15 protein-coding genes and 1 other RNA gene are annotated in these 20187 nt (G+C 41.1%); 13 read left to right on the top strand and 3 right to left on the bottom strand.

Going from position 1 to position 20187, the window contains the following annotated elements:
• Positions 1-71 precede the first annotated feature (71 nt).
• A complete protein-coding gene (locus C2869_RS02635) occupies positions 72-1220 on the top strand; it encodes a hypothetical protein (RefSeq protein WP_108601478.1) in 1149 nt (382 codons plus the stop codon).
• Positions 1221-1760: 540 nt separating this feature from the next.
• Here the strand turns inward: C2869_RS02635 and rnpB are convergent.
• Positions 1761-2138: RNase P RNA component class A (gene rnpB / locus C2869_RS02640), an RNA gene on the bottom strand.
• A gap of 489 nt (positions 2139-2627) precedes the next feature.
• Here rnpB and C2869_RS02645 point away from each other — a divergent pair.
• Together C2869_RS02645 and C2869_RS02650 are read left to right on the top strand one after the other, a co-directional pair.
• Complete coding sequence (locus tag C2869_RS02645; protein ID WP_108604936.1) at positions 2628-3725, top strand: efflux RND transporter periplasmic adaptor subunit; 1098 nt, start codon at positions 2628-2630, stop codon at positions 3723-3725.
• Positions 3726-3734: 9 nt separating this feature from the next.
• Positions 3735-6791 carry an efflux RND transporter permease subunit gene (locus tag C2869_RS02650; RefSeq protein ID WP_108601479.1) on the top strand — a complete coding sequence of 1019 codons (3057 nt, stop codon included), beginning with the start codon at positions 3735-3737 and terminating at the stop codon, positions 6789-6791.
• Between the two features lie 406 nt (positions 6792-7197).
• On the opposite strand, the gene C2869_RS02655 is transcribed toward C2869_RS02650, so the two are convergent.
• Entirely contained in the window at positions 7198-8847 is a 1650-nt protein-coding gene (locus C2869_RS02655) for an MFS transporter (protein WP_108604937.1), read from the bottom strand.
• A 282-nt stretch (positions 8848-9129) separates the two neighbouring features.
• On the opposite strand from C2869_RS02655, the gene C2869_RS02660 reads away from it, so the two are divergent.
• The 9 genes from C2869_RS02660 (at position 9130) to C2869_RS02700 (ending at position 17707) form a co-directional block, all read left to right on the top strand.
• Complete coding sequence (locus tag C2869_RS02660) at positions 9130-9735, top strand: sigma-70 family RNA polymerase sigma factor (protein ID WP_108601480.1); 606 nt, start codon at positions 9130-9132, stop codon at positions 9733-9735.
• Complete coding sequence (locus C2869_RS02665) at positions 9728-10405, top strand: ChrR family anti-sigma-E factor (protein ID WP_108601481.1); 678 nt, start codon at positions 9728-9730, stop codon at positions 10403-10405. The genes C2869_RS02660 and C2869_RS02665 overlap by 8 nt, the downstream gene beginning before the upstream one ends.
• A 74-nt stretch (positions 10406-10479) precedes the next feature.
• A complete protein-coding gene (locus tag C2869_RS02670; RefSeq protein ID WP_108601482.1) occupies positions 10480-11430 on the top strand; it encodes a YbgA family protein in 951 nt (316 codons plus the stop codon).
• Positions 11431-11544: 114 nt separating this feature from the next.
• On the top strand, positions 11545-12993 hold the full coding sequence (locus C2869_RS02675) for a cryptochrome/photolyase family protein (RefSeq protein WP_108601483.1): 1449 nt from the start codon (positions 11545-11547) through the stop codon (positions 12991-12993).
• 43 nt (positions 12994-13036) lie between these two features.
• Positions 13037-13489, top strand: a complete 453-nt coding sequence (locus C2869_RS02680) for a nuclear transport factor 2 family protein (protein WP_108601484.1) — start codon at positions 13037-13039, stop codon at positions 13487-13489.
• Positions 13482-14300 (top strand): SDR family NAD(P)-dependent oxidoreductase, encoded by an 819-nt coding sequence (locus C2869_RS02685; protein WP_108601485.1) that lies wholly within the window; start codon positions 13482-13484, stop codon positions 14298-14300. Before C2869_RS02680 ends, C2869_RS02685 begins: the two co-directional genes overlap by 8 nt.
• Positions 14294-15625: an NAD(P)/FAD-dependent oxidoreductase gene (locus C2869_RS02690; protein ID WP_108601486.1), complete on the top strand. Its 1332-nt coding sequence runs from the start codon at positions 14294-14296 to the stop codon at positions 15623-15625. The genes C2869_RS02685 and C2869_RS02690 overlap by 7 nt, the downstream gene beginning before the upstream one ends.
• On the top strand, positions 15622-16419 hold the full coding sequence (locus C2869_RS02695) for a DUF1365 domain-containing protein (protein ID WP_108601487.1): 798 nt from the start codon (positions 15622-15624) through the stop codon (positions 16417-16419). The genes C2869_RS02690 and C2869_RS02695 overlap by 4 nt, the downstream gene beginning before the upstream one ends.
• Positions 16420-16468: 49 nt before the next feature.
• Positions 16469-17707, top strand: coding sequence for an SAM-dependent methyltransferase (locus tag C2869_RS02700; protein WP_108601488.1), 1239 nt, complete (start codon positions 16469-16471; stop codon positions 17705-17707).
• On the opposite strand, the gene C2869_RS02705 is transcribed toward C2869_RS02700, so the two are convergent.
• Complete coding sequence (locus tag C2869_RS02705; protein WP_228710744.1) at positions 17702-18181, bottom strand: peroxiredoxin family protein; 480 nt, start codon at positions 18179-18181, stop codon at positions 17702-17704. The genes C2869_RS02700 and C2869_RS02705 overlap by 6 nt on opposite strands.
• 193 nt (positions 18182-18374) lie before the next feature.
• On the opposite strand from C2869_RS02705, the gene C2869_RS02710 reads away from it, so the two are divergent.
• The gene (locus C2869_RS02710; RefSeq protein WP_108601489.1) at positions 18375-20108 is read left to right on the top strand and encodes a sodium:solute symporter family protein; all 1734 of its coding nucleotides are present in this window, start codon (positions 18375-18377) and stop codon (positions 20106-20108) included.
• Positions 20109-20187: the final 79 nt, after the last annotated feature.

Raw genomic sequence — 20187 nt, forward strand, 5'->3', positions numbered from 1 at the left:
TTAGATGCAAAACCCAGCCTTATTGTATTTTAGACTTCATGACTTACTGATAAAAATAGGGAACAACTATCGTGAAATTTTATTTTAAATTATTAGCTATAATTTTTGCTTTTAGCATATTTAATGTGTTCGCAAGCGAGCAAAGTGAGTTGTATAAGTTACTAGAAAGTAAAATAACTGCAGACTACAAAGAACAAAGGCGTTTTATCGAACTGGGCTTTAGAGATGTAAGAGAGCTAAAGTATGAATATCAAACTTTCAAAGCAATCCATTCCATTTCAGACTTCAGTGCCGATCTATCTAAACTTTCTTCCCCTACTAGTGATGCTCTTGGAAAATCTTATGTTTCCGTTGTTAAACAATTAGCGGAAGAAATGGGCTCTGAATTGGACGCGAAACCCAAGGGATTGTTTACTAGTTTACTAGACGTCCTAATCCCTCCCCAAAATAATTCACCAGACTCGGCCTCTACTCCTCCAATGTTAGATGGATTAGATAGTTTACTCGGTGCAAGTCCTTACGCTTCACTTATAAATGGAGTAGGAACAATGGCACTTCAGTTCTTGGACGTAAGAGGAGGCGGAGGATTAAGTGCGCCAGATAAACACCGAATCGGAACTAAAAAAGTAGAAAAATTTTTCAACGAAACTAAACCATACTTAGTATTTTACGAAACTCTAGCTCAAGGCAATAAGCATTTTAAAATGGAACTAGAATCAATAATCCCGAGAAGCAAGCAATTTGAACAGCGAATTAGCCTTTTACGAAACAGTATTAAACAAGAATTTGATATTGACGTGACTAAAGAGAATTGGGATGAATTGTTTGACAAAAAATTTATAGCTGTAAACGAAAACTCCTCTAATTCAATCAAAGAAGTATTAAAAGAATCTAACAAAAAATCTTTCAAGACAGCATTGCAATATGCAGAATCTGCAAAAACGCTTAGAAATGACATAGCTAATGAGCAAGATTTATTAATCTCAAACCTGATAGCCAACATCGACGTTATAATTACAGGCCTTAATTCAGCTAAAAAACAAGCTATAGAATGTAGCACTAATACTGGAAACACTTGTAAATTTAAGGAATCTACAATTAAGAACCAAATTACAAAGTTTCAAACGCATAGAGCGAACATCCAAAACATCAACCTCAAAGGTTTAACAGAAAATATAAACCAAGGTGAAAGCTTTGGTCGCCGAAATCTGCGCTGGTAAGCTCACAAGGAGCTATTAACTGAAACAGCAATACTTAAGTACTCAAAATTGCGTAGACCTCCTTTTAATCCAAAGGTGGTCTTTCTAAAAAGTTAGCAAACTCCTGTGGTTAATAACGAACACTCTCAACCAAGGCGAGGTCATTGTATTAGATGTACGACGAATAGAACTTTGTATTGAAGGTTGAAGAATTGGTTCAGGGATAGTGACTTCTTGCTTATTGCGCTGGACAAAAGAATCTAAAGATTCTTTAGCTAGCTTAACAATCCGATTTATATCTATAGAACGAATTGAGCTAGCAACAAATAGCTTAATTTCAGCTGCAAGTGCTTCAGCATAGAGTTTTGCAGTCTTTAAGCAGGAAGTACCAAGACTAAAACGAATGAGTTGTTTATTGATTCGTAACCTAAAATAGAAAGTCCGTTTCCTAAGGTAGAAATACTTAGAAAGTATCACACTCAAGTAGCACACCTCTCGATTCAATTAATAAAATCAAGAATATTTCCTTTACATTCAGCTACTTAAACGTATTTAATTAGGAGGGAAAGTTCGCCGATAAGCCGGGTTCTGTGTCTCTAAAAGAGTTGCAATCATTCGTCTAGGCCTTAAATCGCTCTAAGGCTCAAGCAACCTACCCGGTTCCAACGCGGGCCACGCCGAATGGAACCCTATTTGGTCTTGCTCCAAGTGGAGTTTACCTCGCCACAAACTGTTACCAGTTGCGCGGTGCGCTCTTACCGCACCCTTTCACCCTTACCATCACAAGTGATGGCGGTCTTCTCTCTGCTGCACTTGTCGTCGGCTCACGCCGCCCAGATGTTATCTGGCACTCTGCCCAATGGAGCCCGGACTTTCCTCCCCTTTACCCGTCTACCGCAAGCGGTACAACGATAAAGCAGCGATTGCATAGCGAACTTTCCGGCGGCCATTGTAGGCGTCTAATAAAAAGAGTCAACCTTCTTTTTATTGCATTGCTCCATAGTCGATTAACTCAAAAGTTTTGAAGGGTTGAATTGATAACCAGTAGCTAAATTGTGGTGTCGATTTTACATCAACAAATCTTGTGTTAGCCGAAATAAATTAGGCTCTACAATTCAACCGACAATAGAACTGGACTTTAAGCTTGCTCGCACCTCTCTTGCTCTCTTGTTAACCAACCGAATAAATCCACAATTCAGCGAAATTGACTGAACTGACAAATGCAAGGTGATAAATTTTTCCATCAAGAGCTGCATTGATTGTTGTTTCTTCTTCCCTCCCCCGTAAACGCATAGATGACTTTGACTAGGCAATTATTATTGAATATTGACCTTTGTCATGATCTAGCGATAAAGCCGTTCTATACTGGATAACAGCAGAAAATATTAGTGCTATTTGTCCGTAACCCGTATTGGTATTGAAAATAATATGTACAAACAACTTACTTTATTACTCGCTTGTTTTGTTATTAGTTGCAGCAAACAAACGCAACCGCCAACAGAGCATATTCGACCAATAGACTGGATGCGGGTACAAGCCACTGATGTTAAACAGGTTCGTCGTCTCTCAGGGCAACTAACCGCAGTTGAAGCCACTCACTTGAGCTTTGAAGTTAGCGGTAAAGTCGCAACTGTATTTGCCAAATTAGGCGATAAAGTCAAAAAGGGTGAACAATTGGCGCAGCTTGAACAAAAAAGCTTTAACTTGAGCCTGCAATCTGCCCAAGCACGCTATGAGCAAGCACAAGCATCACAAGCCGAAGCCCGCAATACTTATAAACGCTATGCTGATCTGGTTGATAAAGGCATGGTATCTCAATCAGGATTTGACAACGCAAAGGCTGCTTTTGAAGCATCTAACAGCGCCGTTGAAGTAGCAAAAGCTCAACTGAATATTGCCAAGAAAAACCTAGACGACAGCTTACTTAGTGCCCCCTACAACGGCGTGATCACCAAACGGTTAATTGAACCATCTCAGCATGTTAATGCTGGTATTCATGCATTTGAAATAGAAGGCAATCATGGATTAGAAGCCCAAGTCATGGTCCCCGAAAATCTCATTCAAAAGCTAGAAAATGGTTCTAGTATGCCGATTAATATTCCGGCATTTCCGCAACTAAAGTTATCCGGTGTTGTTACTGAAATAGGCACTCGCGCCGAACTAGCTAACGCCTTCCCTGTAACCTTAATGCTACAACAAAGTGATGAGCACCTAAGGGCGGGTATGACAGCTGAAGTTGATATCACCTATCGTGAGGTCTACAGTGCCACGCAGGAAAAATTATTTAAAGTACCAGTTTCCGCTATCGGTGCAGATATTGGCCAAAGTCAGTTTGTTTATGTCTATGATCCAGAAAAACACACAATTAACAAACGTACCGTTAAACCGATCACTATTTTAAATAATGAAGCCTACTTAGCAGAAGGCTTAAAAGATGGCGATATCATTGCCATTGCTGGCGTCGCGTTTTTACGTAATGGGCAAACTGTTTCGTTACTCGAAAAACAAATTCAATTATTTAATTAAGGCGGCGCCATGAACTTAACCGAGCTAGCCTTTCGCTATCGAAAGGTAGTATTAACCATTTTATGTATTCTGCTGATTAATGGCGTTTTTGCTTACTTCACCATGCCGGCACAGGAAGATCCGACAATCACCATTCGGGAGGCCATTGTCAGTACCTCATACCCTGGTATGTCACCGCAACGGGTTGAGAATTTAATAACTCGCAAGTTAGAAGAACAAATTCGCCAAATTCCTGAAGTTAAAACCATTACCTCTTCCTCTGCGACTGGCTTGTCGACAATCCACGTTAAAATTGAGGATAAATACTTTAACTTAGATAGCATCTGGCAAGATCTCCGAAATAAGGTGGAACAAGCGCAATCCTCGTTACCACAAGGCACCCGTCCGTCTTTTGTGAATGATGAATTTGGTGACGTTTCTGTCGTGACAGTCGCCATGACTGCTGACGGCTTTGCAATGGCTGATATGTATGAAATGGCAAAACATGTGCGCGACAATATTTACTTAGTCAATGGCACAAAAAAAGTCGATATCTTAGGTAATCAGCAACAAAGAATATTTTTGGAGGTAGAAAATGCCAAACTCGCGCAGCTTGGTATATCACCGGCGGCCCTCATCAACGAATTGCAATCACAAAATATTATTAGTTCCGGCGGTGAAATCGACACGGGACGTAAAAGCTTTATTGTTGAGCCCACTGGCAATTTTAATAGCCTAGAAGAAATATCAGCAACCCATATTAGTATTGCCCATACGCAAGAGTATATTGCCTTAACCGACATAGTAAAGATCAGTAAAGGCTATATCGATCCGCCTTATCAGCCTGCCTATTTTAACGGTCAACCCGCTTTATTTATCGCGATTGCCATGCTGCCTGAATTTAATATTCTTGACTATGCGCCACGTATAAAAGCCAAACTAGCCCAATTAGAACACAGTATGCCAATTGGCTACCAACTAAATATTGCGACCTTTCAAGCTGACCAAGTAGAAAAAACCGTCAGTGGCGTTTCAATTAATGTACTGCAAACCTTAGCGATCGTACTTGTTATTGTCATTCTATTTCTCGGCATACGCACAGGATTAATTGTTGGTTCTATTGTACCCTTTGTCATGTTGGTAACACTATCCATTATGCAAATGAGTGGCATTAAATTAGAACGAATGAGCCTAGCCACCCTAATTATTTCACTCGGGCTACTGGTTGATAACGGTATTGTGATTGCAGAAGATTTTAAACGACGGCTCGAAGAAGGCACAGAGCGTTACCAAGCCATGATCCAAGGTGGTAAGGAACTCGCTTTACCTTTGCTAAGTTCATCGGTTACCACTATTTTGTTTTTCTTACCCTTAATGCTAGCTGAGCATGTTGCAGGCGAATATACCCGTTCGATCTCCTTGGTGATCCTCATCACCTTACTATCAAGCTGGCTATTGTCTTTGTGTGTCACCCCCACTCTCAGCTATTTTTTTATAAAAGCGGACAATACCCCTGATCAAGCAAATAAAGTTGCGGTATTTGATCGAGTTAACACTTTCTACGAATCCATGCTGCATACTTTATTAAGCCATAGAGCCATGTTTTTAGTCGCTATGTTTATGTTGTTAATATTCGCCAGTTACTTAATGCGATTTGTGCCTAATCAATTTTTTCCTGATTCGGATAGACCACAAATCATGATCAATATTGACTTACCCAATGGCACCTCGTCAAAAGAAACGAATCGACAAATGCAGGCCATATTTACTTGGTTAGACAATAAGCCTGAACTGGATTTTATAGAAAACTACTCTGGATACGTAGGCTTTAGCGGGCCTCGCTTTGTATTGTCACTGAATCCAGAAGATCCCGCTGTCAATAAAGGATTTATCGTACTAAACGTCCAGCCTGGGTTGGATTTAAAGCAAATCACATTGGATTTAGACGCTGAGCTCGAGTCACAATTTCCTAATATATCCGCGCGGGTTAATAAAATGTTCCTCGGCCCTTCTGATTCAAACACGATTAAAATCCAAGTTAAAGGCCCAGATAAAGATGTGATCTACAGCAAATCCCAGCAAATTATGGATTTACTGCACCAAATCCCCAATACCTTAGACATACGTAATAATTGGGAAAATCGGATAGTCAAAGTAGAAGTGCAAGTAGACCAACTACGCGCTCGACGAGCTGGTGTCACGTCATCCGATATTGCTTTGGCCATGCGCAGTTATTTCTCCGGTACTGAAATAACTCAGTTCCGTGAAGATGACACGATCATCCCTGTTATTATGCGGGCCGGAGATGGCGAAAGGCACAATTTAGATAGGTTAAGAACACTCAATATTTATTCACAAAAAACCGGTAATACTGTACCTCTGTTGCAGGTAGCTGACTTTAAAGGGATTAATCAATATTCCATCATTCAACGAGAAGATATGTATCGCACTGTGAGTGTTGAAGCGCGCAATACCCAAATGGCAGCGGAAGATTTAAAACGTTTAATTGATGATCAAATCAATAGTTTAAAAAACGATTTACCGGAAAATCACAGTATAGAATACGACGGTGTAGTTAAAGAGTCTGTCGAAGCACAAAAGGCACTCAGTGCCAGTATGCCTGCCGTCATTGCGGTCATTTTAGTGCTTTTTATTGCGCAGTTTAATTCTTTTCGCAAAGCTTGGATTATTGTATTAACCATACCGCTTTCACTGATTGGCGCTGTGATCGGCTTGTTAACCATGAACGCCCCCTTTGGTTTTATGGTATCGCTTGGGTTATACAGTTTAGCGGGAATTATTATTAACAACGCAATCGTGCTAATAGATAGGATAGATATCGAACGCAACAATGGAATAGCCGCTTATCAAGCTATAATCAATGCCAGCTTAACGCGCTTGCGCCCTATCACTATGACAACAGTCACCACTATGTTAGGGCTAGCACCATTAATTATCAGCCAAGATCCATTATTTTATGGTATGGCGTGTGTAATCGCTTTTGGCTTGTTTGTCGGCACACTGCTGACCCTAGGCGTCGTACCTGTGCTGTATAGCTTGTTTTATCGAGTTAACCGAGTGGTGTAATGCAATTCGGTTAACTTGGCATGCCAGTCAATTTAACGTTAGGCAAAACATTAGATTTGTAGACGAGCATTCATGCTTGTGAACGTGCAAACCAAACCTTTTGAAAACGAGCATTTATGCTTGTAGAGCCTGCAAACTAAATCATTGTAGATGAGCATTTATGCTTGTAGAGCCTGCAAATCTAACCTTTTGTAGACGAGTATTTATGCTTGTAGAGCCTGCAAATCTAACCCAAAAGAGCAAGACTAAAGTCTCGCCTACAAGCTGCAAACTTCCTACACCTTCCGACTAGCTTGTTTTAAAACCGAAAACATGCGTAACCATTGGCCTAAAGGCCAACCTACAACAAAACACAAAAAAAGCCGCATAACTGCGGCTTTTTTCTAAACGAGTAAAGGTAGATTAACTAACTTGTCGCTTTGCGTTGTTCCTCGTCATCCGTAATGAGGCTTGCTGACTTCTTTGGCTCACCGTCCTTATGTTTACCTGCCATCATATGCTCAATCTCTTCAATTGTACGACCTTTGGTTTCAGGTAAGTAACGGTAAAGTAAAATAAAGCCAATACCACCGGCGATAACAAACGACATAAATACATCCGCACCACCCATTTGATTTAGCATCCATGGGAAGAACTTTTGCATAAAGTAACTAATGGTACTCGAAATTAGAGCAAATAACGGAATGGCTACACCACGAATTTGCGTCGGCACAATCTCAGAAAATACGACCCACATAATTGGGCCAATTGAGATATGGAAAGCGGCAATAAAACCAACAATGCCCACTAAAACTAAGGTTGCATTAATAGACACCGCAGCTTGAATAAATTGATTTTCAACCGCTTTAAATTCTTGCGCCCCAATAATACCCGCTAATGCAGTTTTAAATTGCGTATCGTCAGAGTAAGTAACACCAATCACTGTCTGCAAGCTATCAGCACTTAACGAACTATTAGCAGCCACTAAGGTTGCAATATCTTGCGCATCAAGCGTATAAGTTGCTTGTTGGAAGGCAATTACACACATTAACAAACAGGCAACCGAAGCGGCTAAACCAAAGTTAACTAGCGGACGTCGACCAATTTTATCAACAAACACAATAGCTAAAACGGTAAAGATAAAGCTAACCACACCAATAATTAAAGTTTGAGCATATGCGGCATTAGCACCAATACCGGTTTGTTCAAACACCATAGGCGCATAGAACAAAATAGGGTTAACACCCGTTAGTGGCTGTACAGCGGCAAATATAACGCCAACCATAATGGCAAGACGGAATTTAGGTTCACCTAGTATTTTAAGTTGGTCAATAATACTCAGTGATTCACCGCCATCCGCTTTTAAGTTATTGCGTACTTCTTCAACTTCAGCGTCAATTTTTTCAGGAGCCATTAAACGCGACAACGCTTGTTTAGCTTCTTCGATACGCCCTTTAGAGATCAACCAACGCGGGCTTTCTGGTACTGTTAATAATAAGATACCCCACAACACAGCTGGGATAACCTCAACACCTAACATCCAACGCCACTCGTTGCCTAATAAGCCAATTTCTTTGGCAAATTCAGGATCATTTGTCGTTAAACCAACCAAGAAGTAATTAGCGAAATACGCCGTAGTTAGGCCTACTACTATCATTATTTGATTAGTCGAAACCAGTTTACCGCGCTGTTTAGCTGGTGCTATTTCGCCTATATACATTGAAGCCATAGATAACGACGCAAATGCCAAACCACCTAAAAAGCGAGCAGCAACTAGCGCTTCATAACTGGGCGCAATAACAGACGTTACTGCCGAGACAATATATAACGCAGCAATTAATATTAGCGTTTTTTTACGACCAATCGATTCACAAATTGCACCTGTCACCACTAGGGCTAATAACACCCCAAGTGCTGGTGCACTCACTACATTACCTAATTGCAGATCATCCAAGCCAAATTCTGACGTTAAATAACCTGTTGTACCTGATATCAATGCCGCATCTAAGCCAAACACAAAGCCGCCGAAAGCAACAATTGCAGAAAACATGATCGCGGCTTTTGTAAATTTATCCATGCGAATTACAACCCAAACATTTTTGTTAACAACATACATTAAATTTACAACATGGATTAACAAAAGCCAACCTATAAATTCTAAAGAAAGTGGTATAAATGTTAATATTTTGCATTAATTTACAAATCACTCGCACTTGCCATACCTAAATACCTAAAAACTAGATAATCTATTAAGTCTAAATATAAGCTAAAATAATGTGATCCCGACTGGCCTATCCCCCGTACACTTCACCATGACTAACAATTGCGGATCTGATTAACGGAGAGTCTGGTGCAAATAATGTCAACACCGACGGGGCAAACTTCAAGAAAATCGACTATGACGATAGAAGAAAGCCTAGATTTACGAGATTGCCTAGTCGCCATTGGTGAACAAAGGTGCAAGAAATCTTTTGCCATTTTATTTAAACGCTTTGCGCCGAAAATAAAAGGTATTGCGATGCGCAAATACAACAGCGAAGCGTTTGCGATGGAAGTGGTTCAAGACACTATGACTAATGTGTGGCGTAAAGCTCATTTGTATACACCAGACAAAGGAGCCGCAACCACATGGATTTATACTGTCATGCGGAATGTAACCTTTGATCTATTGCGAAAAAGTAAAGCGCAATACGAAACCAGTCTTGGCGATGATTTATGGCCATTAGATGAATATGCAGCTCAGGAAGAAGATGTATTTAATGACCATCTACTCGATAAAACCCTGTTAAGTCATATAGACAAACTGCCTGAAAAACAAAAACAGGTTGTACAAGGTGTCTATTTTTCTGAGCTTTCACAAGAGCAGTTAGCTGAACAACTTGGGATCCCGCTTGGTACTGTTAAATCACGCTTAAGGCTCGCTCTTGAAAAGCTTAAGCAACAATTAGGAGAGCAACATGATTAATCATCATCCTAAAGCCGAATTACTCAATGCATTTGTTGCTGGTGATTTACCATTAGCCATTTCAGTGGCCGTTGCCTGCCACGTTGAAATGTGTGAACAATGTAAACACAAGGTGCAACGGATGAATCACAACCAAGCACAAGAAATATTCGCTGATCATTCATACCAAAATACTGCGACATTGTTTTCGATAGACGACAGCGAAGCGGATCTTGACGATATGATGCAAAGCATCATGCAGGACGACACTATCGATATAATCGGTGACTTCCCACAACCAAAGGCGTCACTTAAAGGCCATTCGTTTTTATTACCCATGGCGTTGCGGCAAATAGAGCAAAGCAATTGGTTTAAAGTCGGTAAGCTAGCGCGTGCTAATTTAAGCAGCTCCGAAGGTTCAATACACAGCCATTTATTGCGTATTGAAGCCGGTGGCGAAGTCCCTAAGCATACCCATAAAGGTTTTGAGCTAACATTGCTGCTTGACGGTAGTTTTGAAGATTGCTTAGGTAAGTACAGTAAAGGCGATTTTATTTGGCTAGATAAATCACATGAGCATCAACCCTACACTAAAGACGGTTGTTTATGCCTGACTGTCGCCGATGATGCCCTGCACTTCACCCAAGGTTTAGGAAAATTATTAAACCCTATTGGAAATTTAATTTATTAATTTGATCCATTTTTAAAATTGCTCCGTATAAGTCAGTAAGTACGGTAATCACATTGACTCATACGGGGTGAAACATGTTTAAATCAGAACAAATTCAGTTAGGTATTAGTGCGTGTTTAATGGGTGAGAAAGTGCGCTTTGACAGTGGTCATAAACGCTCCCATTTTTGTGTAGAGGAACTAGGCAAACATGTTAAGTACCAAGCCTTTTGCCCAGAAGTCGCTGTTGGTATGCCAGTACCCCGCCCCACCATCCGACAAATACGCAAACAAGACATGATCCACGTTGCACGCCCCGACGGCTCTGGCGACGTGACCGAAGCCATGCAAGCTTACGGCAAAAAAGTCGCAGCCAAAATGCAGCATTTAAGCGGTTATGTATTTTGTGCGAAAAGCCCTAGCTGTGGCATGGAACGAGTCAAGGTTTATCATGAAAATGGCTCAGGCAGCGAATCAGTTGGCGTTGGCGTATTTGCCGCCGAAGTGATGCGCGCTAATCCATTAATGCCTTGTGAAGAAAGTGGCCGGCTCAACGACGCTATCATACGTGAGAATTTTGTGATGCGGGTATTTACCTACCATAAATGGCAATGCCTCGTCGAAACCGGTTTAACCAAAGGCAAAATCATTCAATTTCATAGCCAACATAAATACTTGCTGATGGCTCATAGCTTAAAAGCTTATAAGGAACTCGGGCAATTATTAGCCCAAGCCGATTTTGATGTGCAAACTACAGCCAGCTTATACATAGCAGGTTTGATGGCTGGGCTTAAAAACAAAGCGACTCGCCGTTCACACACCAATACATTGCAACATTTGCAAGGCTACTTTAAAAAAGAGCTAAATAAATGGCAAAAAGCAGAGCTAAGCGAACAAATTAGGGATTATCGCAATGGCCTTGTCCCCTTGCTTGCACCCTTGACCCTACTTAAGCATTATTTATTGGCTCACCCGAAAGCCTATTTGCAAAGCCAAGTATACTTAGATCCGTATCCAGCAGATTTAAAGCTACGCTACGCATATTAATGTAGCGAAGTTGATTAAAGCACTCATGTAGGGTTGTGCCGAATTAATTTCGGCCAGCACAAGAATTGTGGGTGCAAAATAAGCCCAACAAATAAAAAGGACATCCATTTTTCAATGTTACTTTGGTTTCGTAATGACTTAAGGCTGGACGACAATCCAGCTTTTCAAGCTGCCTTAAACAATAACTGCACTCAGGCAGTTTTTCTTGCCACTAGTGAGCAATGGCAACAGCATGATTGGGCTGGTATAAAGGTAGACTTTATTTTGCGCCATCTCGCTTTGCTACATCAGCAACTGGCTGAGCATGGTATCAGGCTTGATGTTATTGAAGTTGGCAACTTCAAAGGGCAAATTGATTGGCTAAACCAAACCGCACAACAACAGCCAGATCTGCAAATTGTGGCCAACAGTGAACCGGAATTAAATGAGGTTCAGCGCGACAAAGCAATCATCAATAGTCAGCTCAATTTAACGTTATTTGAAAGCGACGTTATCGTAAAAAAAGGCCAAATTCTTAACCAACAAGGCGAAATGTTTAAAGTATTTACCCCCTTTAAACGCCAATGGTTAAAATATGTATTGCAGAACGGATTTGAATGGCAAGCGTCTAATATGTCTAGCAAATCGAGTGAATCTAGTACGGATAATATAAGCTCCAACCACGCCCCTTTTAACAACGACGGCAGCCAGCTTGAATCACTTTATCAACAATATCGTCAAACCGTGAAATTCCCCCTTGCTAATTCCAGTAAATGGCCGCTAGCCGACATTTACACGCGCGATATACTGCCAGCGTTTTTACAAGGGAAAATGGCACAATATGCAGATAACCGCGACATTCCAAGCGTTAAGGGTACTTCTGGGCTGTCACCTTATTTAGCCATTGGTGCTATAAGCTGTCGCACCGTACTGCAACAAATTTTGCAATATTATCCGCACATATTAGAGCAAGACAAACAAGCACATTTTAGCTGGCTAAACGAATTAATTTGGCGAGAATTTTATCGCCACCTTATCTATCATTACCCTAAGCTTTGTCGTTATCAAAATTTTAATGACAAATACGATAATTTAGCTTGGTCAAACAGCCCTGAATTATATTCAGCATGGCAACAAGGTAAAACTGGCTATCCTATTATCGATGCTGCCATGCGCCAATTATCGCAAACAGGTTGGATGCACAACCGGCTGCGTATGATAGTCGCAAGCTTTCTAACCAAACATTGTTTAGTCGACTGGCGGCATGGCGAACGCCATTTTATGCGACACTTAATTGATGGCGATTTAGCCGCCAATAATGGTGGCTGGCAATGGAGCGCCAGTACAGGATGCGATGCCCAGCCTTACTTCCGCATTTTTAATCCTGTTAGCCAAAGTAAAAAGTTTGATCCAAACGGTGATTTTATTCGTAAATATATACCAGAACTGGCTGATGTACCGAGTAAGGAAATTCACTTTCCGCACAAGTACTTAGCCGAAAAAAACCAGCAAGATCGTTATTGGTCTGCTATTGTCGATTTAAAACATGCACGCGAACAGGCTTTAGACTTTTATAAAGTATAGGTTTAGCTACTGACGTACCGTGTGCGATAATCTAAGGCGTTAAATGTCACAGCTAACCCAAACATATTGGTTAACGCAATTCATCGAGTGCTACGAAGCACTCGGTGTTGAAGACTTTTCGTCGTTAACTCAGGTTTACCATGCTAATGTCCACTTTCAGGATCCGATCCATCAAATTAACGGCATCAATGATCTCACCCAGTATTTTCAGCAACTTTACACGCAAGTCACAGCATGCCAATTTAAAGTCATCGAAGTATTGGAAAGTAAAAATAACCAACAAGCCGCTATTTACTGGCAGATGACTTATCAGCATAAACAACTCAATGCCCATAAGCCGATCACGGTTGAAGGCCATTCTTTGCTCAAAACCGAAAACGATAAAGTCATCTACCACAGAGATTACTTAGATGTAGGTGCTATGCTGTATGAGCATATTCCATTATTAGGTTCTTTAGTCAAAACCATTAAAAAAAGAGCCAGTCGCCATGAGTAAAGATAAAACCGTGCTGATCACTGGCGCTAGCTCGGGTATTGGCGAGGCGGTTGCCAAACAATACGCAAATGCTAATTATCAGGTTTACGCTTGCGGGCGAAATAAACAAAGACTGCAATCACTGGCCGAATACCATAAAAATATCAAACCACTGGCTTTTGATTTATCCGAGCATGAGCAATTGCCAGTTATTGCCAGCCGATTGCCAACAATTGATATCGCAATTTTCAATGCCGGACATTGCGAATATATCGACAATGTGGTTAATTTTGATGCGGATCTGTTCAAACGCGTGATCAATGTCAATTTAATTAATCTCGCTTATTGCATTAAGTTTTTTTTACCTAAACTGACCAAACAAGGGCGACTAGCTATTGTCAGCTCTAGTGTCACCTTATTGCCATTCACGCGCGCTCAGGCCTATGGTGCTTCCAAAGCTGGCGTCGATTACCTAGCGCAAAGCCTAGCTGTAGACATAGCTGCCAGTCCGGCTTTACAAGGTATTTCCGTTACCTTGGTCCAACCTGGGTTTGTTAAAACACCACTAACCGACAAAAATACTTTTGCTATGCCCTGTTTAATGCCGGTTGAACAAGCTGCACAGCGAATGATCAAAGGTATTGCAAAACGACAAGCCGTTGTGCGCTTTCCTAAACGCTTTATTTGGCTAATGCAATGTTTATCTTGGCTGCCAAGCACTTGGTGGCAGGCTTTAGCAAGCAAAATGGCAAAAGCTCATCAAACGCAGATTAACAATAACAAAGCAAATAAGCAGGCAGCGCAACCCGCGCTTAAGGATGATGAATGTTAGATAACACCCAAGCCCAGCAAGAAAAACCACTCGACATTGCAATCATTGGCAGTGGCATTTCTGGTTTAACCACAGCTTATTTACTCAACCAAAAACATAACGTCACCGTATTTGAAAAGAATGACTATATAGGCGGGCATACGGCAACTGTCGATGTAGAGGTCGATAACAAACCTTACGCCATAGATACTGGCTTTATCGTATTTAACAACAAAACCTATCCCAACTTTTTAAAGTTACTGGCGCAAATTGGTGTGCCCCGTCAAGAAACTGAGATGAGTTTTAGTGTTCAAAACCTAGATTCGGGCTTGGAATACAACGGTCATAACTTAGATACCCTGTTTGCCCAACGCAGTAATCTGTTTAATCCTAAGTTTTATGGGTTAATCAATGATATTTTACGCTTCAATAAAAAGTGTAAACAGCTATATGCCGCAGGCAATATTGATAGCAATTTGACACTGGATGACTTTTTAAAGCAAAACCATTTTAGTGATTATTTTGCCCAGCATTATATTTTGCCCATGGGTGCAGCAATTTGGTCGAGTAGCCTTGATGAAATGGCACAATTTCAACTTAAGTTTTTCATTCAGTTTTTTCATCATCATGGATTACTCAATGTGAATGATCGCCCTCAATGGTATGTCATTCCTGGCGGTTCTCGTAGCTATATTGCCCCCTTAACCAAGCGATTTGCCGACAACATAAAATTGAATAGCCACATCAGCCGTATTGAACGCCAAAGCCCAACAGACCCTAATACTAATATTAAAGGAAAACCCGTCACCTTATTTTTTGCCGATGGTAGCCAACAAGCATTTGATAAAGTGGTATTTGCATGTCATTCAAACCAAGCGCTAGCATTACTAGGTGAAAACGCCAGTCAAGCGGAACAAAGTGTGTTGGCTGATTTACCGTATAGTAAAAACCAAGTCGTGTTACATACCGACATTAATTTATTACCCAAAAGACAAAAAGCGTGGGCTAGTTGGAACTATCAATTAAATGGGGATAGGCAGCGTCCAGCCAGTGTCACCTACAACATGAATATTTTGCAAGGCTTAGCGCAACAACCACAAGATCCTGTGTTTTGCGTAACGTTAAACCAAACCCAAGCCATAGCGCCGAGTAAAATATTACGCCAATTTGAATATTGGCACCCAGTATTTAACTGTACCAGCTTAGCAGCGCAGGCACGGCGACATGAAATTAATGGCTTAAACCACAGCTATTTTGTTGGCGCCTATTGGTACAACGGTTTTCACGAAGATGGCGTAAAAAGCGCAGTCGATGTCGGTGATATGTTAGGTTGTCCACTAGAATGAATAAGCCGTCAACAAACATTTCATCAACGAATGAGCCATTAGCAACAAACAACTCTGGCATTTACGTTGGCCAAGTTCGCCACCGCCGATTTTCGCCGACTTTTCATGGTTTTAACTACAAGCTTTACATGATGGGGCTGGACATTGACGAGCTTGAAAATACCTTGGCGCAAAGTGGCTTGTTAGGCACAAGTTGGTACAACCCAATACGCTTTAAACAAAATGATTACGTAAAAGGTGATCTAGCCGACTTAAAAGCGCGTATAGCCAATAAAGTTAATGAATTAGGCGGCGATTACGCTAATTGGCAGCATAAGAAAATATTTATGCTGGCGCAGCTGCGCTGTCTTGGTTTGTTTTTCAGCCCTGTTAATTTTTACTTTTGTTTTAATGATGACACCAATAGCAATTGCCTTTACATGCTGGCTGAAGTGAGCAATACGCCATGGAATGAAAAACACTATTACTTGGTTGATTTGCACAATATAAGCGATACACAAAAAGCGTTTCATGTTTCACCGTTTATGCCAATGGACATGCGCTATCGCTGGAAAATAAAACCACCTCGCAACAAAGCGCTGGTGCATATTGAGAATCATCAAGGTCAGCAACACACTAACAAAGTATTTGATGCAACCATGGCATTAAGTAAAAAACCGATTAATGCCAATAACTTATTTAAAACATGGCTAAGCTTACCAGCCATGACATTAAAAATTTGCTTAGCCATTTATTGGCAAGCGCTGAAGCTATTTATCAAACGTATTCCGTTTGTAGCGCATCCTAGCCGTTAAATTAAAAATATTTTTAAGCATAACCGATAGTCAAAAATAGGAGTTAACCATGGAGCAAGTACAAGCCAATCAAGTCGTTAGCTTGAAAAGCCAATACCAGAACTGGATCCAACAACGTTGCCGGCAAATGGTGTTCAACATACTTGGCTCATTAGATTTTGCTCATCTTAAGATCATTGAGTTAGGCAAAGAGTTTAACTTTGGTCAACAAGACAGCGAGCTAAAAGCGGTTATCGAAATTAACGACCCTAATGTTTATGCTATTTTTGTTAAGAAAGGCAGCATTGGCGCCGCCGAGGCCTACATAGACCAACAATGGTCGTCACCCAACTTAACCCAAGTCATTCGCGTATTTGCTCGCGGCCAATCGCAACTCGACGCGCTCGAAAAAAAAATGGCTTGGCTCACTCAGTTTAAAAACGCGTTATTTCACAAACGCAAACGCAACAGCCAACAAGGTTCCAAAAAGAATATTCTGGCCCATTACGATTTAGGTAACGACCTTTACACACGTTTTCTTGACCAAGAAATGATGTATTCCGCCGCCATCTATCCGCAACATGACGCTAATTTAGAACAAGCACAACTGCATAAGCTCGACACCATATGCCAAAGGTTAGAGCTAAAAGCAGGTGAACACCTAATAGAAATTGGCACCGGTTGGGGAGGCATGGCGATTTACGCAGCTAAACATTATGGGGTTCACGTTACCACTACTACCATATCTGACGCTCAGTACGAATATGCCAAAGCGCGCATTGAAAAACTGGGCCTGACTAAACAAATTACGTTACTGAAAAAAGACTACCGCGAGCTAAACGGCCAATTTGATAAGTTAGTGTCTATCGAAATGATTGAAGCCGTGGGTTACCAATACTTACCTACGTTTTTCAAACAATGTAATGCCTTGTTAAAGCCGCAAGGTAAAATGCTGATCCAAGCTATTACTATTGCTGATCAACGATTTGATCATTACTTAGCTAACGTCGATTTTATTCAACGTTATATCTTCCCCGGTGGTTTTCTGCCTTCGGTTACGGTTATGACTCAACAACTAACTCAACATACCAACATGGTTAGCGAGTCATTACATGATATTGGCCTAGATTACGCCAAAACGCTGCAACATTGGTTTCAACGCTTTAACGCCAACTGGCTAGAGCTAAAGCAATTTGGCTATGGCGAAGACTTTAAGCGCTTATGGAATTACTACCTGTGTTACTGTGAAGGCGCATTTCTTGAGCGCGCGATTAGTACCGTACATTGGGTGGCGAGAAAACCATCATAATATCTTATTAATTAACTCAATAAGCTGTGGTTCATCAGGGTTAAAGGTTCGAGTTGTTCCCATCAACTCGCCTTTGCGGTTTATAAAGAAAGTGGCGGGCGTGCCCTTCACTCCGTACAACTTAGCTACCTTGTCACCAGCCAATAGGGTCGTAAATTGAATACCTCTTGCTTGCAATAATGCCTGCGGTTTATCTCCTTTATCTTCATTAAAGCTAATCCCTAATACTTGCACACCTTGTGGCTGATAAGTTTTAGCCAGTTGATCCAGCCTTGGATGCAATTGTTTACAAAAACGACACCAAGTTGACCAAAACGTAAGTACCAATGGCTTACCACGAAAATCATGCAAACTCACCAACTCGCCATTGGCATTATATAAACTAAAGTTTGGCGCTTGGCTAACCGGCGTACAGGCACTTAACATCAACCAACATATCAAAGTGACCAGCGTGTTCTTAATCAGCAACCCCATGTTTTTCTCCTTAACAACAAACCCTAATATTAGATCTAGGGTTTGTTCATCGTTACATAATTGATAAGACCGCTATGATTAAAATCACACTTCAAAAAAATGCCCTAATATTTAAGAAGCGTTAAATTAATTGCTAAAAGTTATTTTGTATCTATAATCGATACAATTATATTTTCAGTAAATACCTAACTTTATGGCAACTCTCGACTACATTGTTTTATTTTTGTACCTACTCGGCATATTAGCCGTCGGTATTGTTTTCGCGAATAAAAACAAAAATGCGAACGACATGTTTGCTGCGGGAGGTGAATCTCCGTGGTGGGTATCCGGTTTAAGCGCTTTCATGACCATGTTTTCGGCTGGTACTTTTGTGGTGTGGGGGAGCATTGCGTTTAATAGTGGTTTTGTCGCGGTGGCAATTAACCTCTGTTACGGTATATCAGCAGTGCTGGTTGGTTACTTTATCGCTGGTCATTGGAAAAAGCTTGGGGTTAGTACACCGGCTGAATTTATTACATTACGTTACGGCCAAGCAGCGCTAAAGTTTTATACCTTTGCAATGATGGTTTTTCGTATTGTCGGCACCGCTGTTGCTTTATATTCGTTAGCTGTTGTTGTCGTTGCGTTGATGCCACTACCAGACGGCCACTGGTTACAAGATCCAACAACAGGTAATGTCGCCATATTTTGGGCCATCTTATTATTTGGCTGTATTGTGGTTGCTTATACCGTGCTAGGCGGCCTATGGGCGGTACTGATGACAGATGTACTGCAATTTATTGTGCTTAACCTCGCCGTTATTTTTATGGTGCCGTTAATGCTGATGAAAGTCGGCGGCTGGGGCGAGTTTGTTAATTTAGCACCAGAAAGCTTTTTTGATGCCACCTCAGTACAATACTCATGGTATTTTCTTATGGGTTGGGTGGCTATTCACTTCTTTATGATTGGTGGTGAATGGGCGTTTGCCCAGCGTTTTATCAGTGTACCATCTGAAAAAGAAGCTAAAAAAGCTACATACCTATTCGGTGCTTTATACCTATTTAGCCCTTTCCTTTGGTTGTTGCCACCCTTGGTCTATCGAGTGATCAACCCAGATGCCAATGCTGAGCAAGCTTATGTATTAGCTACCCAAGCTGTATTGCCTGTTGGTATGGTCGGGCTGATGATAGCAGCCATGTTCTCGGCTACTGCCAGTATGGTTAGCTCGCAATTAAATGTGTTTGCAGGTGTACTTACGGAAGACATTTATAAAAAAATCACTACCAAAGCTAACCCTGATCTTGTTTTAGTCGGCCGCTGGTTTACCGTGTTACTGGGTGCAATATTAGTTGTGGTAGCACTAGCCATCCCTTATTTAGGCGGTGCAGAAAAAGTCGTGGTGAGTATTACTAGCTTATTGGTTGGGCCATTATTGGCCCCCACCATATGGGGACTATTTAGCCGCAAGGTTGATATTTCAGCCATTTGGTGGACTGTCGGTTTATCGTTTTTTGCAGGTGTAGTACTTAAATTTGGCCTAAATGAACAAGGCTTCTTAGCTGATATTAACGCATTCAGCGCGGTTGCACAGTGGGTGCAAACTCAAGCGAATTTGGTTAACTTAACCATAGGTGTGATTATTCCTGTCAGTGTGCTAACGGTTATTCACTTAGGTAAATCACAAGATGCACCCGGCGCCATTGCTATTGACAAAGTTGAACAGGTACAAGCAAGCAAACCACAAACTCAAGCCAGTAATCTACCTGGGCTTATTGTCGCCGTTGCTTTAGGGCTTTGTGGATTACTCATGTTTGGTTTAGCTATTGCCAACTCAGCAGATGCCATTATTTTAGGCTTATTTGGTTTGGTTTTAGCTGTCTTAGCTTTTATCGTTTACCTGTTGAATTCACCCAGAATCCATTTAAAGCTGAGTAAGACAACTTCATAACACGAATATCATGCAAAAAAATCGGTTAGCTTATAATTACTGTAGGGTTGATTTTATAATCGACAGCTTATGGGTTAGC

The organism is Saccharobesus litoralis (assembly GCF_003063625.1).
In the GTDB taxonomy this organism is placed as follows: Bacteria; Pseudomonadota; Gammaproteobacteria; order Enterobacterales; family Alteromonadaceae; genus Saccharobesus; species Saccharobesus litoralis.

Bases quoted from the DNA above. Each gene is read 5' to 3' on its own strand.
- C2869_RS02645 (WP_108604936.1), top strand. From the start codon at position 2,628: ATGTACAAACAACTTACTTTATTACTCGCTTGTTTTGTTATTAGTTGC.
- C2869_RS02650 (WP_108601479.1), top strand. From the start codon at position 3,735: ATGAACTTAACCGAGCTAGCCTTTCGCTATCGAAAGGTAGTATTAACC.
- C2869_RS02655 (WP_108604937.1), bottom strand. From the start codon at position 8,847: ATGGATAAATTTACAAAAGCCGCGATCATGTTTTCTGCAATTGTTGCT.
- C2869_RS02660 (WP_108601480.1), top strand. From the start codon at position 9,130: ATGTCAACACCGACGGGGCAAACTTCAAGAAAATCGACTATGACGATA.
- C2869_RS02665 (WP_108601481.1), top strand. From the start codon at position 9,728: ATGATTAATCATCATCCTAAAGCCGAATTACTCAATGCATTTGTTGCT.
- C2869_RS02670 (WP_108601482.1), top strand. From the start codon at position 10,480: ATGTTTAAATCAGAACAAATTCAGTTAGGTATTAGTGCGTGTTTAATG.
- C2869_RS02675 (WP_108601483.1), top strand. From the start codon at position 11,545: ATGTTACTTTGGTTTCGTAATGACTTAAGGCTGGACGACAATCCAGCT.
- C2869_RS02680 (WP_108601484.1), top strand. From the start codon at position 13,037: ATGTCACAGCTAACCCAAACATATTGGTTAACGCAATTCATCGAGTGC.
- C2869_RS02685 (WP_108601485.1), top strand. From the start codon at position 13,482: ATGAGTAAAGATAAAACCGTGCTGATCACTGGCGCTAGCTCGGGTATT.
- C2869_RS02690 (WP_108601486.1), top strand. From the start codon at position 14,294: ATGTTAGATAACACCCAAGCCCAGCAAGAAAAACCACTCGACATTGCA.
- C2869_RS02695 (WP_108601487.1), top strand. From the start codon at position 15,622: ATGAATAAGCCGTCAACAAACATTTCATCAACGAATGAGCCATTAGCA.
- C2869_RS02700 (WP_108601488.1), top strand. From the start codon at position 16,469: ATGGAGCAAGTACAAGCCAATCAAGTCGTTAGCTTGAAAAGCCAATAC.
- C2869_RS02705 (WP_228710744.1), bottom strand. From the start codon at position 18,181: ATGGGGTTGCTGATTAAGAACACGCTGGTCACTTTGATATGTTGGTTG.
- C2869_RS02710 (WP_108601489.1), top strand. From the start codon at position 18,375: ATGGCAACTCTCGACTACATTGTTTTATTTTTGTACCTACTCGGCATA.